Here is a 16,084-nt window from a genome sequence, read left to right on the forward strand (position 1 = left end):
GCAATGCCGTCCCACTTCGATGCCCGCCATGTCCGCCGCGCGTTCGCGCGTGCCGCCAGCAGCTATGACGCCGCCGCCGCCCTGCAGCGCGAGGTGCAGTCGCGGCTGATCGAATCGCTGGACTACCTGGAGGCACGCAAGCCCGAGGTGGTGCTGGACATCGGTGCCGGCACCGGCCACGCCAGCGCGTTGATGAAGAAGCGCTGGCCGAAGGCGCAGGTGATCGCGCTGGACGTGGCGCTGCCGATGCTGGACCAGGCCAAGCGCCAGGCCGGCTGGTGGAAGCCGTTCCAGCGCCTGTGCGGCGACGCCGCCGCATTGCCGTTGGCGGACAACAGCGTGGATGTGATCTTCAGCAACCTGTGCCTGCAGTGGGTGGACGACCTGCCGGCGGTGTTCGCAGGCTTCCGTCGCGTGCTCAAGCCCGGTGGCCTGCTGCTGTGTTCCACCTTCGGCCCGGAAACCCTGATCGAACTCAACGAAGCCTTCGCGGCCGCCGATGACCGCCCGCACGTGAGCCGCTTCGCGCAGATCGCCCAGTTCGGCGATGCGTTGATGATGGCGGGCTTCCGCGACCCGGTGCTGGACCGCGATCTGTTCACCCTGACCTACGACGACCTGCCCTCGTTGATGCGCGAACTGCGCGCGATGGGCGCGACCAACGCGCGGGTGGACCGCCGCCACACACTGACCGGGCGTAGCCGTTTCGCGGCGGCGGCAGCGGCGTATGAACCGATGCGGCGCGCCGACGGCAAGCTGCCCAGCAGCTGGGAAGTGATCTATGCCCATGCCTGGGCACCGGACCCCGGCGCACCAATCCGCGAAGGCGGGCATGACGTGGCCTCGGTGCCGGTGTCGGCGATTCCGATCCGACGCAAGCAGACCTGATCGAAAGCCGCCGGGCATGGCCCGGCGCTACCGGGCGCGCGATAGGGGCCGCACCGGGTGCACCAATGGTAGCGCCGGGCCATGCCCGGCGAGCGCAGCGGCGCGGCAGCCGCTCAGGTATTGGCCGGCGAACTCAGCGGCGGGCGCACCAGGTCGCGGTGGAAGAAGTAGATCTCCTGCACCAGGAAGCGCCAGCTGGTGTGGAAGCTGCGGAAGCGCGTGCTGGGCGTGGACGAGGCCAGCGCATCGATGCCCAGTGCCTTGCTCAGTCGCAGCGCGCGCGCCATGTGCAGCGGGTCGCTGACGATGATCACCCGGTGCAGGTCGCGCTGGTCCATCAGTCGCTTGGCTTCGACCAGGTTCTGCACGGTGTTGCGCGAAGCGGTCTCGATCAGGATCGCATCGTCCGGCACGCCATGCTTGAGCGCGTAGCGGCGCGCCACCTGCGATTCGGAGAAGCGCGCACCGGTGCCGCCATAGCCGCCGGTAAAGATCAGCAGCGGCGCGTACCGGGCCTCGTACAGGTCCAGTCCATGCCGGATACGTTCTTCGAACACCGGCGATGGCTTGGCGTCATAGGCGGCCGCACCCAGCACGATGATGGCATCGGCCTTGGCGGCCTGGTCGCGCTCGCCGACCCAGACGATCCAGGCAGTCACACCCAGCAGCCAGATCACCAGCAGGACAAACAGCCGCCACAGCCAGCCCAGCAGGCCGGTGCGAGGCCGATGCCGGTCGCGGCTCATGGCGCCCCCCAGCGCAACGCGGGCAGGTCGACGTTGCCGCCGGACAGCACCAGGCCCACGCGCAGGCCGGCAAAACGTTGCGGCTGTGCCAGCACCGCGGCCAGTACGGTGGCCGAGGATGGCTCGACCACCTGCTTGAGCACCTCCCACAGCAGGCGCATTGCGGCCATGGTCGCAGTGTCATCGACCACGATCACCTCGGCACCGGCCGCGCGCAGCAGTTCGAAATTGGGCGCGCCGATCAGGGTACGCAGTCCATCGCAGATCGTGTCCGGGGTGAACGCGCCCTGCCGCTCGCCAGCGGCCAGCGAGCGCGCGGTATCGTCGGCTCCGGCTGGCTCGGCCAGCACCAGGCGTGTCTGCGGGCTGGCGTGCTGCAGCGCCAGCGCAGTACCGCTGGCCAGGCCACCACCACCCACCGGCACTACCAGCACATCAAACGGGCCGTCGCTGTGCAGCAGTTCCAGGGCGGCAGTGCCCTGCCCGGCCATCACCGCCGGGTCCGTATAGGGATGCACCAGGGTCGCGCCGGTATCGGCCTGCACCCTGGCACAGGTGGCCTCACGGTCGGCAATGGTCGGCGGGCAGCGCCAGAGCGTCGCGCCATGGCGGGCAATATTGGCCAACTTCGCCGCCACCGCGCCTTCCGGCACCACCACATGACAGGGAATGCCACGCGTGCGCGCGGCCAGCGCCAAGGCGGCGCCATGATTGCCGGAGGAGTGGGTCACCACACCGGCACTGGCGCGATCGGCCTCCAGCGACCACACCGCGTTGCAGGCACCACGGAACTTGAATGCGCCACCGCGCTGCAGGTGCTCGGCCTTGAACGCCAGCTGTGCGCCGGCCAGCGCATCGAGCGTGCGCGAGCGCAGCACCGGCGTCACGCTGGCGTGCGGGGCGATCCTCGCCGCAGCAAGCAGGAGGTCATCGGCGCGGGGCAACAGTGAATCGCTCATGACGCAAGATTAACGTATGGCTTCGCGCTGGCGACCGGGACACAGGTCATGCCAGCATGCAGCCCTACGCCTCCATTCATCCTGGCCGGCGGAATTAAGGGCCGATTCAACGCTGGCGCCCGAAGCTGACTGCACACCCGTCCTCTGGGGGGACCCACCATGAAAATGCGCCTGATGCTTGCCGGTGGCCTGCTGCTGGCCCTGACCGGCTGCACCACCTACGACTATGTCGGCGGCGGCCGCAGCGGCAGCTACTACCACGGTGCGCCGTCGGTGGAGTACCGCTACCCGGCCGGCTATCCCTACAACTACGGCCCCTACTACGGTGGCTATGGCGGCTACTACGGCGGCTACGGCAATCCGTATTACTCGCGCCCGATCTACCGCCCGCCGCACAACCATCGCCCGCCGCCGCGCCCGGGCAATGGTGGCGAGCACCGTCCGCCGCCGCCGTCGCGACCGTCGTACAACGGTGGTTCGCCGTGGCGGAACATGGACTCGATGCGCCGTCCGCCGCAGTCGAACGCGCAGCCGTCGGCGCCCCCGCCGCAGGCCCGTCCGGCACCGGCACCGAGTGCGCCGAGGATGAACGGTTCCCCCTGGCGCAACATGGATCGTGCGACGCAGCGCACAGTTGAGCGCTGAACCGTCTTGCATTTCACACGGTCTAAGCCGCACTCTACGCGGACAGTGACGGCCCGCGTCACAAAGTGACAAAAACGACACGGGCCGCCGCAAAAAGCTCTACGTCGATATCCGACAGGAACATCTGGATCCCCCCTGTTCCGGCCCTGTCGGATGTCGGCACCTCTGAAGGCAGACGGCCCCGCAATGCGGGGCCGTTTGTTTTGTCAGGTCGCCAACCGGCGAAAGCCCAGCTTCAGTAGATCCACGCCATGCGTGGATGGCGCCTTCCCGACAGCCCCAAAAAAACAGGGCCGGACAGTCCCCCGACTGCCGGCCCTCTGCTCCCCCACCGTGCGCCTGTACCGGCCCCTGTTCCAATTCCGGTCACGGGCGCCTACGGCGCCAGCCACGATGGGTGCTATTGGGTTATCTGCAAAAATCCTGCCAACTTTAGGGCCGATTTCGCCACCAACTGGCCGGCGCCGGCGTCCGGACCCCGAATGGCGCTAAAATCGCCACCCCGGCGGCGCCTCCGGCCGCGCCTGCCCCAAGCTGAACAGCCCCCATGAACCCGTCCTTCCATCGTTACGACGTCATCGTCATCGGCGGTGGCCACGCCGGCACCGAAGCCGCGCTGGCCGCGGCCCGCACCGGCGTGCGCACCCTGCTGCTGACCCACAACATCGAAACGGTGGGCGCGATGAGCTGCAACCCGGCCATCGGCGGCATCGGCAAGGGCCACCTGGTCAAGGAGATCGACGCCCTGGGCGGTGCGATGGCGCATGCCGCCGACCGCGCCGGCATCCAGTGGCGCACGCTCAACGCATCGAAGGGCCCGGCCGTGCGTGCCACCCGTTGCCAGGCCGACCGCAACCTGTACCGCATGGCGATCCGCGCCATCGTCGAAGGCCAGGCCAACCTGACGGTGTTCCAGGCCGCGGTCGATGACCTGGTCATCGAAGGCGATGCCGTGCGTGGGGTCATCACCCAGACCGGCCTGCGCTTCGACGCCGAGGCCGTGGTGCTGACCGCCGGCACCTTCCTGGCCGGCAAGATCCATGTCGGCCCGACCCAGTACGCCGCCGGCCGCATGGGTGACCCGCCGGCCACCACGCTGGCCGCGCGCCTGCGCGAGCGTCCGTTCCAGGTCGACCGCCTGAAGACCGGCACGCCGCCGCGCATCGATGGCCGCTCGCTGGACTACAGCGTGATGGACGAGCAGCCGGGCGACACGCCGCGCCCGGTGATGTCCTTCCTCGGCTCGGTGGACGAACATCCGCAGCAGGTCAGCTGCTGGATCACCCACACCACCGAGCAGACCCACCAGATCATCCGCGACGCGCTGCACCGCTCGCCGCTGTACAGCGGCCAGATCGAAGGCATCGGCCCGCGCTACTGCCCGTCCATCGAGGACAAGGTGGTGCGCTTCGCCGAGAAGGCCAGCCACCAGATCTTCGTCGAACCCGAAGGCCTGGGCATCGTCGAGATCTACCCCAACGGCATCTCCACCTCGCTGCCGTTCGACGTGCAGCTGGAGATGGTGCGCAGCATCCGCGGTTTCGGGAACGCGCACATCACCCGCCCCGGCTACGCCATCGAATACGACTTCTTCGATCCGCGCGGGCTGAAGGCCTCGCTGGAAACCAAGCTGGTCAACGGCCTGTTCTTCGCCGGCCAGATCAACGGTACCACCGGTTATGAAGAAGCCGCCGCGCAGGGCCTGCTGGCCGGCCTCAACGCCGCACGCCAGGTGCGCGGGCTGGACGGCTGGTGCCCGCGCCGCGACGAGGCGTACCTGGGCGTGCTGGTGGATGACCTGATCACCCACGGCACCAACGAGCCGTACCGCATGTTCACCAGCCGCGCCGAGTACCGCCTGCAACTGCGCGAAGACAACGCCGACCAGCGCCTGACCCCGGCCGGCCGCGAGATGGGCCTGGTGGATGACCGCCGCTGGAACGCGTTCGAGACCAAGCAGGCCGCCGTCGCCGCCGAGCGCGCACGCCTGGGTGCACTGTGGGCGACCCCGGCCAATGCGCTGGGCCGCGAAGTGCAGGACACGCTGGGCGTGGCGGTCAGCCGCGAAACCAACGTGCTGGACCTGATCAAGCGCCCGGAGCTGGACTACGCGCAGCTGATGCAGGTGCCGTCGCTGGGCCCGGCGGTAGCCGACGCCAAAGTGGCCGAGCAGGTGGAGATCGGCGTGAAGTACGCCGGCTATCTGGATCGCCAGCGCGAGGAAATCGAGCGCCAGCAGCGGCACGAAGCCACGCCGATCGCTGAAGCCTTCGATTACGCGACGGTGCGCGGGCTGTCGGCCGAAGCACTGCAGAAGCTGGAGCGCGTACGCCCGCAGACCATCGGCCAGGCACAGCGGATTCCCGGCATGACGCCGGCGGCGATCTCGCTGCTGCTGGTGCATCTGGAACGCGCACGCCGCGGCCGCGTGGCGTAACACGGGACCGGTGGATGCCATCCACGCACGGCGTGGATCTACTGCAATGCGGCGCGCGATCCGCCTCTGGTAGGTGTCGACCTTGGTCGACACGGATGCATGAAGCATCCCGGCAGTTGCAGGTGTCGGCGGGGGGCCGCCATTGGCCGAGCGCGTATCATCGTCGCGAACGCCCTGATTTCCGGAGACTTCGATGAACCCGCTGCGCCCCTTCCGCGACAAGATGCCCGTCCTCGGCGAGCGCGTGTACATCGACCCGGCCTGCACCGTCATCGGTGACGTGGAGCTGGCCGACGACGTGTCGGTGTGGCCGGGCACGGTCATCCGCGGCGATGTCAACTACGTGCGCATCGGTGCGCGCACCAACGTGCAGGACGGCACCATCATCCATGTCAGCCACCACAGCCCGTACAACAAGGCCGGCTACCCGACCCTGATCGGCGAAGGCGTGACCGTCGGCCACGGCTGCATCATCCACGCCTGCACGATCGGCGATTACAGCCTGATCGGCATGGGCGCCTGCATCCTCGACGGCGCCCGCGTGGAGCGCCATGGCTTCGTCGGCGCCGGTGCGGTGGTCGGCCCGGGCAAGGTGGTGGGCGAAGGCGAGCTGTGGGTCGGCAACCCGGCGCGGCCGGCGCGCACGCTGAGCGACAAGGAGATCGAGTCGCTGCACTATTCGGCCGACCACTACGTGCGGTTGAAGGACGAATACCGGGGCTGAGCAGCCAACGCCGCCACGCGGCTCTGCTAAAGTCTGGGCCCGACCAGGACCTGTCGAGACCCCCATGCCTGTGGCTGCCTGCCGGAGAGGACTCCGGCGCCCACAACGAAGGCCATCGCGCTGATGGCCGCACCGATGCTCGATACCTACCGCGAGGTGGTGACGCCAGAGGGTGTGCCGCTGCAGTTGCCTGCCGCCGGCCCGGTACCGCGGGCGATGGCCTGGCTGGTCGATCTCGGCGTGCGCATCGCGGCACTGGTGCTGGTGTCCATTCCGCTGGCGCTGCTGGACAAGTTCGGCTCCGGCCTCTACCTGGTGCTGATGTTCCTGGTCTACTGGGCCTACCCGATCGTCTGCGAAGCAGTGTGGGGACGCACCCTGGGCAAGCGTGCGCTGGGGCTGCGCGTGCTGTCCCGCGATGGCGCGCCGGTAGGCTGGATGGCGGCGATCACCCGCAACCTGCTGCGCACGGTGGACATGCTGCCCTTCGGCTATGCGCTGGGCCTGATCAGCAGCCTGTTCGATCCGCATGGCCGCCGCCTGGGCGACCTGGTGGCCGGCACCGTGGTGGTGCATGCACCCGCGCTGTATCTGCCACCGCCGCCGACCATCGACAGCGTGCTGGCCCCGCCGCAGCCCCTGCGACCAGAGGAACAGGCCGCGCTGATGGCCTTCGCCGAGCGCGCGCCACGCTTGTCGGCGGCGCGCCAGCAGGAGCTGGCCGGTATTGCCGAGCCGCTGACCGGCACCCACGGCCAGGTCGGCGTTCTGCGCCTGTATGCGATGGCCAACTGGCTGCTGGGGCGGCGATGAAACAGGAGCAGTTCGTCGCCCGCTACCAGCGGGAATGGCAGGACCTGGAGCAGTGGCTGCTGCTGCGTGCCGGCGCCTCACGCCGCACGCGCCGCAAGGCCAGCGGCCTGGCACTGGACGACACGACCTTCCCGCAGCGCTACCGGCGGCTGTGCCAGCAGCTGGCGCTGGCCCGCGAGCGCGGCTACAGCCCGCAGCTGGTGCAGCGCCTGCAGCAGCTGATGCAGCACGGCCACAGCGTGCTGTACCGCACGCCGCCGACACGTTGGCGGGGTGCCCTGGAGTTCCTGGTGGCCGACTTCCCGCTGCTGGTGCGCAGCCAGGCGCGCAGCATGTGGGTAGCGCTGGCGATGTTCGCGCTGCCGGCGGTGGCCTGCTTCGTGCTGGTGCAGGTCTATCCGGACCTGATCCACATGCTGATGGACAACCGCCAGATCGCAGAGATGGAGCGCATGTACGATCCCGCCGCCGAGCGCCTGGGGCGTGACAGCGGCACCGACTGGATGATGTTCGGCCACTACATCATGAACAACATCAGCATCGCCCTGCGCACCTTCGCCAGCGGACTGCTGGCCGGGCTGGGCACGCTGCTGGTGCTGCTGTTCAACGGCGTGATCATCGGTTCAGTGGCCGGCCACCTGCAGCACATCGGCCATGGCGACCCGTTCTGGCGCTTCGTGGTCGGCCACGGCGCCTTCGAGCTGACTGCGATCGTGATCGCTGGCGGTGCCGGCCTGCAGCTGGGCATGAAGCTGCTGGCGCCGGGCCGGCGCAGCCGCCTGGACGCACTGGTCGACGGCGGCCGCATCGGCGCGCGGCTGTGCCTCGGCGTCGCCTTCATGCTGTTGGTGGCCGCCTTCATCGAAGCCTTCTGGTCATCGATCGCCGAAGTACCTGCATGGGGCAAGTTCAGCGTGGCCGGTGTGTTGTGGGCCGGCGTGCTGCTGTGGCTGTGGCGCGGCGGACGTGGAGCTGGCCATGCGCATTGACCACCTGGACGTGGCGCTGCGTGCCCGCAGTGGCTGGGAAGCGATGGAGCTGGGCACCGCGCTGTCCCGCCGTCACGCGCGCGCGCTGTGGGGCAGCTGGCTGCTGGCCAGTGCACCGCTGTTCGTGATCTTCAACGCGCTGGGCTGGTGGCTGGATGCCTTCGGCTGGGCCTGGCTGGCGATGTGGTGGTGCAAACCGCTGTTCGAACGTGCGCCGCTGTATGTGCTGTCGCGCGGCATCTTCGGTGAACCAGTCGGCACGCTGGCCGCGCTGCGTGCGCAACGTCACTGGGGCAACAGCGGCTTCTGGGGCTACCTGGGTTGGCGTCGTTTCAGCGTGCTGCGCAGCCTGTGCCTGCCGGTGAACCTGCTGGAAGGCAACACACCGGGCCAGCGCGGCCCACGTCGTCGTGCAGTGGCAGCCGGCGCAGTGGGCGCGGCACTGGTACTGACCGTGACCTGCATGGCGTTCGAAGCCGTGCTGGTGTCCGGCGCGATCGGTGCGGTGTTCATGTTCATGCCACTGGAGCTGATGTCCGAATCATGGCGCGCCGCATGGGACATGATCGGCCAGGACACACCCGCATGGGCACGGCTGGGCTTCAACCTGGCGTGCTGGCTGGCCTCGGTGCTGATCGGCCCGTTCTTCGTCGGTGCGGGCTTTGGCCTGTACTTGAACCGGCGCACGCAGATGGAAGCCTGGGATGTGGAGATCGCCCTGCGCCGCCTGCGCGAGCGGCTACTGCCGGCGGCATCGACGCTGGCCCTGCTGCTGTGCCTGGCACTGCCGCTGGTCTCCGCACCGGTGCATGCGCAGGACACAGACGCCGAGCCCGAACGCGCCATGGGCAAGCCCAACGACCGTGGCATCGACGCCGAGGAAAGCGACGAAGCACCGACCATCGACCCGGCCAACACCCCGGCAATGATCTTCGGCGGTACGCCGGTGGACACCGCCGGTTTCCGTCAGGCAGTGAACCGCGCCTATGAAGACCCGCTGCAGCGCCCGACCCGCCAGGTCACCCGCTGGAAGCCGATCGAACAGGCCGAGGAAGAGAAGAAGGAAGACAAGCAGCTGCAGCGTGACACCAACAGCAACGGTGAACGCAAAGCGCGCAAGGACGGCATCGCCTGGCTGGCGCGGCTGGCCGAATGGGGCCTGTGGGGGCTGCTCGGCGTCCTGCTGCTGGTGCTGCTGCTGACCGCACGGCTGTGGCTGCCGTGGCTGCGGGGCAGTGGCCGACGCAAGGCCGAGGCCGCACCGCCGGTGGTGGAGGAACAGGTGGAGTTGCCGGTGGTGCTGCCGCCGGACGTGGCCACCCAGGCCGGCCTGCTCTGGGACCAGGGCCGGCCGCGGCAGGCGCTGGCCCTTCTGTACCGCGCCAGCGTGCGCACGGTGGGCGAGCGCAGCGGTATCGCGCTTCCACCCGGTGCCACCGAAGCGCAATGCCTGCGCGCGTCGCGGCGCATGCCCGAGGCCAGCGACCGTGACCTGTTCGCGCGCATCGTGCGCATGTGGCAGTACGCCGCCTACGGTGGCCGCCTGCCCAGCCGCGCCGATTTCGATGCATTGGCCGATACGCTGCGCCAGCAGTACGGGTGGCAGGCATGAGCCCGCGCCTGTTCTGGTCGCTGCTGCTCGGTGCAGTGGTGCTGTTCGGTGTACCGCTGACGATCCTTTACCTGCGCACGCATGAGCGGGTGACCGAGACCGTGCAGCTGCCGCCGCAGGGCGAAGCTGGCTACAACCCGCTGTACGTGCTCGGCCAGGCCCTGCGCGCCGACGGCATTGACGTGCACTCGCGGCCACGGCTGGAACTGCGGCAAATGACGCTGGGGCCGCAGGACACGGTGGTGCTGCTGCAGGACAGCAGCGAACTGCCGCCGCCCGTCGCCAGCGCGCTGCTGGACTGGGTCGACGGGGGCGGCCACCTGCTGGTGCGGACGCCGCCACCGGCCGAGGACGATGCCGGCAGCACGCAGGGGCCCCTGCTGGATCAGCTGGGCGTGGACAGCCTGTTCCAGCGCAGCGACTGCCAGCCGTTCCATGTCGACGACGATCCTGGTCACGTTGAGTTCTGTGGAGGCCGCCGCTTCACCCTGGGTTTTGCCGCCAGTGCACAGGCCGAACGTCGCTGGGGCACGGATCGCGACCTGGTGTTTGCGCGCCTGCGCAATGGCCAGGGCAAGGTGAGCGTGCTGGCCGACATGGAGTTCATGCGCAGCGAGGTGGACTCACCGGCAGCGCGCCTGGCATCGGCAGGGGGCAAGGCCAGCGACGGCCTGCACGACGCGTCGCACCGCGACCTGACCCGCTATCTGCTCGATCCGAACTACGGCAAGGGTGCGGTCTGGCTGATCTACGCCAGCCGCCCGCCGTCGCTGTGGTCGCGCATGTTCTACCAGGGCTGGCCACTGTGGGCGCCACTGCTGCTGGCCCTGCTGGGCTGGTTGTGGGGCCGCTCGCAGCGCTTCGGCAGCCTGCTGCCGTCACCGGTACTGGAACGCCGTTCGCTGCTGGAACACGTGCGTGCCAGTGGTGAACTGCTGCTGCGTTTCGGCCACGGTACGCGCCTGTACGAGGCCGTACTCGCCCTGTTCCTGCACCGCCTGCGCCTGCGCGCACCGGTTGCGGCCGCACTGGAGGGTGCGCCACGCGATCAGGCCATCGCCGAGCTGCTGAAGTGGCCTCAAGGCCGCGTTGCCAGCGCGCTCACGCCCCCTCCGCCGCACGATTCCTCCGCCCTGCGCGAGCGCATCCGCTTGCTGCTCCAGATGAGATCCCTGCTATGACCGAAGTCCCCGAGCTGCCGGCGGCCGCCAACGCCCGCCTGATCGAACGCGTCGATGCCATCCGCACCGCCGTCGGACACGCCTTCATCGGCCAGGCCGATGTGCTGGACCAGATTCTGGTGGCCCTGCTGGCCGGCGGCCACGTGCTGATCGAAGGCGTGCCCGGGCTGGGCAAGACGCTGCTGGTGCGCGCGCTGGCCCAGGCCCTGGAGCTGGACTACGGTCGCGTGCAGTTCACCCCCGACCTGATGCCCAGCGACGTCAGCGGCCACGCGGTGTACGACCCGAAGAGCGAGAGCTTCAAGATCCGCCGCGGCCCGGTGTTCACCAATCTGCTGCTGGCCGATGAGATCAACCGTGCACCGGCCAAGACCCAGTCGGCGCTGCTGGAAGTGATGCAGGAAGGCCAGGTGACCATCGAAGGCAAGGCCTTCACCCTGGCGCCGCCGTTCATGGCGCTGGCCACGCAGAACCCGCTGGAGCAGGAGGGCACCTACCCGCTGCCGGAAGCGCAGCTGGACCGTTTCCTGCTGAAGGTGCTGATCGACTACCCGCAGCTGGAGGACGAGAAGCGCATGGTGACCGCGATCACCAGTGGTCGTGCTGCCAGCGATTTCGACCTGAGCCAGGTGCCGCGCGTGCTCGGTGCCGGCGAGTTGCTGGAACTGCAGCGTGCCACTGCAGCGATCACCGTCGATGACGAAGTGATCGACTACGCGGTGCGCATCGTTGCCGCCACCCGGCAGTGGCCGGGTATCGCGGTCGGTGCCGGCCCCCGTGGCAGCATCGCGCTGGTGCGTGCTTCGCGCGCGCAGGCGGTCCTGGCCGGCCGTGATTTCGTCACTCCGGATGATGTGCGCGACATCGCACGCCCGGCGCTTCGCCACCGCATCGCGCTGGCCCCGGAACTGCAGATCGAAGGCCAGGACGCCGACGACGTGCTGGGCGCGCTGCTGGCCAAGGTGGAAGCGCCGCGCCGATGAGGCCGGCCCCGCTGCTGCTGGCGCTGCTGCTGGCCTGGGCCGCCTTGGGTGGCCTGGTGCTGGGCGGGTTGCTGCCGCGCTGGAGCTGGGCGCTGGCGGCACTGGCGATTGCCGTGCCGGCGTTGATGGATCTGTGGCGGCAGTCGCGGCGTCCGTCGCCGCAGGTGCAACGCGAACTGCCCGAAGCGCTGGCACTGGGCGTGCGCCGCGAGGCCGCGCTGCGGCTGCAGGCAGACACGTCGATGACGGTGCAGGTGTTCGACCTGGTGCCGGGCGGCTGGCCGCTGGAATCGCTGCCGCAGCGCGTGCGCCTGCAGGCCGGCAGCGCCTCCACCCTGCACTATCACCTGCACCCGCTGCAGCGTGGGCACTTCCGCTTTGAAGGCGTGCACCTGCGCATGCGCTCGCCGTGGCGCCTGTGGTGGCAGCAACGCACGCTGGCTCCCGCGCTGGACGTGCGGGTCTATCCGAACTTCGTGCCGCTCACCCGCTTCGCATTGTTCAGTGCCGACCAGGCCTCGCGGCTGGTCGGTGCGCACGTGAAGCGCCGCCGCGGTGAGGGCACCGACTTCCACCAGATGCGCGAGTACCGCATCGGCGACAGCCTGCGCCAGCTCGACTGGAAGGCCACCGCGCGTGCACGCAAACTGGTCTCGCGTGAGTACCAGGACGAGAAGAACCAGCAGCTGCTGCTGATGCTCGACAGTGGGCGGCGCATGCTGGCCAGCGAAGGCGGGCTCTCGCATTTCGACCACGCCTTGAACGCTTCGCTGGTGGTGGCGTACCTGGCGCTGCGCCAGGGTGACGCCGCCGGCCTGTTTGCTGCCGGTGGTGAACGCCGCTGGGTGGCACCGCAGCGTGGCATGGGCACGGTCGAGCACCTGCTACGTGCCAGCTACGACCTGCAGCCGCGCGCGGTGGCCACCGACTACCTGGCTGCGGCCACCGAGGTATCGCTGCGCCAGCGCCGGCGCGCGCTGGTGATGCTGGTCAGCAACGTGCGCGACGAGGACATCGAAGACCTGCTGGCGGCAGTGCGCCTGCTGCAGCGGCGCCACCTGGTATGCGTGGCCAGCCTGCGCGAGCGCGAGCTGGACGGCGTGCTGGACAGCGAAGTGCAGACACTGGAAGACGCCACCCAGGCCGGTGCCGCCGCACTCTACCTGCAGCAGCGCGCGAAGGCGCACGACGCACTGCGCAGCGAGAACGTGATGGTGCTGGACGTGACCGCCGATGCCCTGCCCGGCGCGCTGGTGGAGCGCTACCTGGCGGTGAAGCGCGAAGGATTGCTCTGATACCAACGATCGCGCTGGTGGGTGCCAACCTTGGTTGGCACGAAACCCACAGCGCCGACCAATGTCGGCATCTACCAACGGCGATTGCCGGCCAGCGGCCGGCACTACCCCTGCAGCAATCGCCGCTGCAACCGCTCCACCGCACGCTGCAGCAACACCCGGTTGCGGGCCAGCTTCATCCACTGCGGCAGGCGCGAGAACATGGATCGGTGATGGCCGCGGCTTTCCCGCAACGTCGCGCTCGCGTACTCGTGCAGTGCCTGCAAATGTTCAGTGTTATAGGCCCACAGCAGTCCCGCGCGGGTCGGTTCGACCAGGCGCAGCGGCAATCCGAAGTGCGGATCGGCAGACTCGGCGTCACGCAACGGACGCACCACGACCGAAACATCGGTACTGCGATCACATTGCGCACATAGAGCAGCGAAGGACGCCGGTGCAGGCACGCCAGCGGGAACCCGGCGGCGCACATGCAGCCACTGATGCCCACAGAATCCACAAGGTTGGCGGCCCAGGATGTAGACCGCACCGACCCAGTCACCACTGTCCAGCGCTGAACTGCAGCCTGTGCAGCGGAATCGCGCCGTCCACCGGTAGGGTTTCCAGCTGGCGATCACCCAACCGGGGGTGTCGCAGCGATGGCAACGCACAGCGACGCGGTCCGCGAAGGCCTGCAGGCTGCGCCCGTCATCGAAATGCCGGCCCGGCACGGGCGTGGGACGCCCATGCCGGCCAGGCCAACGCCGCACCGTCATCAGACGTAGATCCGCGTCGGCGCCTCATCAACGATCGCGTGCGGCACGAAGCGCGCACTGTCGCGGGTGATCGCGCTGTCGTCCTCGCGGATGCCGATGCCGCAGGCGTGGTCGCCGATCACCCAGCTGCCGATCAGCGGGTAGCCGCCTTCGAAGCGGGTCAGCGGATGCGCGCGCTGGATGATCGCGGGGCCATCGTAGGGGCCGTCGCTGCGCTGGGTGCTGCCATCGGCCAGGTGCATCTCGATGTTCGCGCCTTCGCGCGAGAACAGCGGCTTGCGCACCCAGCCCGAGGCCAGTGCACTGCCGTCATCGAAATGCGCTTCCAGCAGATTCGGATGACCCACGTTGCGTTGCCACAACAGCGGCAGGATGCCCTTGTTGCTCAATACTGCCTTCCACGCCGGTTCCAGCAGCTGCATGCCCGAACCGGGCAGCGCGCGACCGAATTCCTCGGCCATCAGGTCTTCCAGCGGATACAGCTTGAACAGCGTGCCGATCACCGAATCATCCAGCGCGGTGAAGCGGCCGTCCTCGGACAGACCGATATCCTCGATGGCGATGGCCTGGCCATGCAGGCCGGCCTGCGAGGCGCAGTCGCGCAGGTACTCGACCGTGCCACGGTCTTCCTCCGAACTGCCCACCGCGCTGAAGTACAGCGGCGGCGGCAGCTGTGAAGCCAGTTCGCCGAAACGCTCGACCAGCGCCTCGTGGATCGCGTTGAACTGGTCGGCGTGCTGCGGCAGGCGACCGGCGTTGCGCTGGTCTTCCAGCCACTGCCACTGGAAGAAGCTGGCCTCGAACAGCGAGGTCGGCGTGTCGTAGTTCAGTTCGTACAGCTTGGCCGGGCCGGTACCGTCGTAGGCCAGGTCCAGGCGCCCGTACAGGTGTGGCTGGCGCTGGCGCCAGCTGTCGGCGATCCAGTCGCGGTAGTGCGACGGAATCGCCAGCTTGTCCATCAACCGTTCACTGGCGATGACATCGCCCACCAGGTCCAGCGCCATCTGGTGCAGCTCGGCGCTGGGGTCTTCGATGTCCTGTTCGATCTGGCGCAGGGTGAAGGCGTAGTACGCGCTTTCATCCCAGTACGGCTGGCCGTCGATGGTGTGGAAGCGGAAACCCGCCTCTTCCGCGCGTACCCGCCACTGGGCACGCTCGGCAATCCGGATGCGCTGCATGGGTCGATCAGCCGCCGTAGCTGCCGCTGGTGCTGCGGCGTGCGCTGGTGTTGCCGAAGCCACCACGGCTGGCAGTGACCGCACGGTTCGGCTCGCTGGTGACCGGCGCCAGGCCAGCCTTGCCGGCACCGATGCCGCTGGCGGTGTTCAGGCCACCGGTGCCGCCCGGTGCCGGGCGCGCCCAGCCAGCGTTCTTGTCCTGGTAAGCCGGTGCCGACGCCGGCGCCTGCGGGGCGAGGCCGCCGCGGTTGCTCAGCATCTGCGACATGAAGAAGCCCATCATCATCGGGCCGATGAACGAGGTACCCGCCGACGTGTGCTGCTGCACGCACTGTTCCGGCTTGTAGTCCTTCTCGCAGGCTTCCTTGCTGGCGTACTTCGGCGCCGCATCGGCGGCCTGCTTCTGCGCTTCGGCGAAGGCATTGCGGCACGACGACGGATCGCCGGTGGCCTCGGTGCAGGCTTCCACCGAGGTGTACAGGCCTTCCTGCACCTTCACCTCCGGCTCCTTCTGGCAGGCGGTGAACAGCAGCGGCGCGGCGCTCATCAGCAGCAGCGCGGTGGTGCGGGAACGTTTCATGGCCTCATGCCCTGTCGACGGATCAATGCCCCAATGATGCCAAATCCGGGCCAGCAACCGGAATCGGCAAAGTGGGAAAGATGAACGGCCTTTCATTTTCGTCGTTCCCCATCATCCACGCGTGGCGTGGATCCATCGTGTCGACCAAGGTCGACACCTACCAAGAGCCAAGAGCAACGCAGAGCGCCGGCCCCGACAGATCGCGGGAAACTGTCGAAGGCGGGGTGGGTCCGCTGGCGGGGGTGTCCGCGGCATGGATGCCGCGGCCAAGCCCCCAAGGAAGGGTTTACGGCGTCCCCCGC

15 protein-coding genes are annotated in these 16,084 nt (G+C 68.7%); 10 read left to right on the top strand and 5 right to left on the bottom strand.

What is annotated here, in order from left to right; all coding sequences use genetic code 11:
- The first annotated feature begins 3 nt into the window (after window positions 1–3).
- Window positions 4–888, top strand: a complete 885-nt coding sequence (gene bioC, locus ARC63_RS01690; protein WP_010482174.1) for a malonyl-ACP O-methyltransferase BioC — start codon at window positions 4–6, stop codon at window positions 886–888.
- Window positions 889–1,001: 113 nt separating this feature from the next.
- Here bioC and ARC63_RS01695 read toward each other — a convergent pair whose 3' ends face one another.
- Together ARC63_RS01695 and ARC63_RS01700 are read right to left on the bottom strand one after the other, a co-directional pair.
- Complete coding sequence (locus ARC63_RS01695; protein WP_029379804.1) at window positions 1,002–1,646, bottom strand: YdcF family protein; 645 nt, start codon at window positions 1,644–1,646, stop codon at window positions 1,002–1,004.
- Window positions 1,631–2,593 carry a pyridoxal-phosphate dependent enzyme gene (locus tag ARC63_RS01700; RefSeq protein WP_057502368.1) on the bottom strand — a complete coding sequence of 321 codons (963 nt, stop codon included), beginning with the start codon at window positions 2,591–2,593 and terminating at the stop codon, window positions 1,631–1,633. The genes ARC63_RS01695 and ARC63_RS01700 overlap by 16 nt, the downstream gene beginning before the upstream one ends.
- Before the next feature lie 159 nt (window positions 2,594–2,752).
- On the opposite strand from ARC63_RS01700, the gene ARC63_RS01705 reads away from it, so the two are divergent.
- The 9 genes from ARC63_RS01705 to ARC63_RS01745 all read left to right on the top strand — a co-directional run bounded on the left by ARC63_RS01705 (window position 2,753) and on the right by ARC63_RS01745 (window position 13,272).
- Window positions 2,753–3,238 carry a hypothetical protein gene (locus ARC63_RS01705; protein WP_019337023.1) on the top strand — a complete coding sequence of 162 codons (486 nt, stop codon included), beginning with the start codon at window positions 2,753–2,755 and terminating at the stop codon, window positions 3,236–3,238.
- A 547-nt stretch (window positions 3,239–3,785) separates the two neighbouring features.
- On the top strand, window positions 3,786–5,675 hold the full coding sequence (gene mnmG, locus ARC63_RS01710; protein WP_057502369.1) for a tRNA uridine-5-carboxymethylaminomethyl(34) synthesis enzyme MnmG: 1,890 nt from the start codon (window positions 3,786–3,788) through the stop codon (window positions 5,673–5,675).
- A gap of 193 nt (window positions 5,676–5,868) precedes the next feature.
- Window positions 5,869–6,399, top strand: coding sequence for a gamma carbonic anhydrase family protein (locus ARC63_RS01715; RefSeq protein ID WP_010482194.1), 531 nt, complete (start codon window positions 5,869–5,871; stop codon window positions 6,397–6,399).
- Between the two features lie 123 nt (window positions 6,400–6,522).
- Window positions 6,523–7,212, top strand: coding sequence for an RDD family protein (locus ARC63_RS01720; RefSeq protein WP_010482196.1), 690 nt, complete (start codon window positions 6,523–6,525; stop codon window positions 7,210–7,212).
- Window positions 7,209–8,201, top strand: coding sequence for a stage II sporulation protein M (locus ARC63_RS01725; RefSeq protein ID WP_057502370.1), 993 nt, complete (start codon window positions 7,209–7,211; stop codon window positions 8,199–8,201). Before ARC63_RS01720 ends, ARC63_RS01725 begins: the two co-directional genes overlap by 4 nt.
- A complete protein-coding gene (locus ARC63_RS01730) occupies window positions 8,191–9,813 on the top strand; it encodes a DUF4129 domain-containing protein (protein ID WP_057502371.1) in 1,623 nt (540 codons plus the stop codon). Before ARC63_RS01725 ends, ARC63_RS01730 begins: the two co-directional genes overlap by 11 nt.
- On the top strand, window positions 9,810–10,994 hold the full coding sequence (locus tag ARC63_RS01735) for a DUF4350 domain-containing protein (RefSeq protein ID WP_057502372.1): 1,185 nt from the start codon (window positions 9,810–9,812) through the stop codon (window positions 10,992–10,994). The genes ARC63_RS01730 and ARC63_RS01735 overlap by 4 nt, the downstream gene beginning before the upstream one ends.
- Window positions 10,991–11,977: an AAA family ATPase gene (locus tag ARC63_RS01740; RefSeq protein WP_014648782.1), complete on the top strand. Its 987-nt coding sequence runs from the start codon at window positions 10,991–10,993 to the stop codon at window positions 11,975–11,977. The genes ARC63_RS01735 and ARC63_RS01740 overlap by 4 nt, the downstream gene beginning before the upstream one ends.
- Window positions 11,974–13,272, top strand: a complete 1,299-nt coding sequence (locus ARC63_RS01745; protein ID WP_057502373.1) for a DUF58 domain-containing protein — start codon at window positions 11,974–11,976, stop codon at window positions 13,270–13,272. Before ARC63_RS01740 ends, ARC63_RS01745 begins: the two co-directional genes overlap by 4 nt.
- Window positions 13,273–13,376: 104 nt before the next feature.
- On the opposite strand, the gene ARC63_RS01750 is transcribed toward ARC63_RS01745, so the two are convergent.
- Genes ARC63_RS01750 through ARC63_RS01760 form a run of 3 tightly spaced genes read right to left on the bottom strand, consistent with a single transcriptional unit; the run spans window position 13,377 to window position 15,782 of the window.
- A complete protein-coding gene (locus ARC63_RS01750; RefSeq protein ID WP_057502374.1) occupies window positions 13,377–14,024 on the bottom strand; it encodes a hypothetical protein in 648 nt (215 codons plus the stop codon).
- Window positions 14,024–15,202 (bottom strand): glutathionylspermidine synthase family protein, encoded by a 1,179-nt coding sequence (locus tag ARC63_RS01755; protein ID WP_057502375.1) that lies wholly within the window; start codon window positions 15,200–15,202, stop codon window positions 14,024–14,026. The genes ARC63_RS01750 and ARC63_RS01755 overlap by 1 nt, the downstream gene beginning before the upstream one ends.
- A 7-nt stretch (window positions 15,203–15,209) precedes the next feature.
- Entirely contained in the window at window positions 15,210–15,782 is a 573-nt protein-coding gene (locus ARC63_RS01760) for a DUF1190 domain-containing protein (RefSeq protein WP_005420172.1), read from the bottom strand.
- Between the last annotated feature and the right edge of the window lie 302 nt (window positions 15,783–16,084).

This window comes from Stenotrophomonas geniculata ATCC 19374 = JCM 13324, assembly GCF_001431625.1.
Classification (GTDB): domain Bacteria; phylum Pseudomonadota; class Gammaproteobacteria; order Xanthomonadales; family Xanthomonadaceae; genus Stenotrophomonas; species Stenotrophomonas geniculata.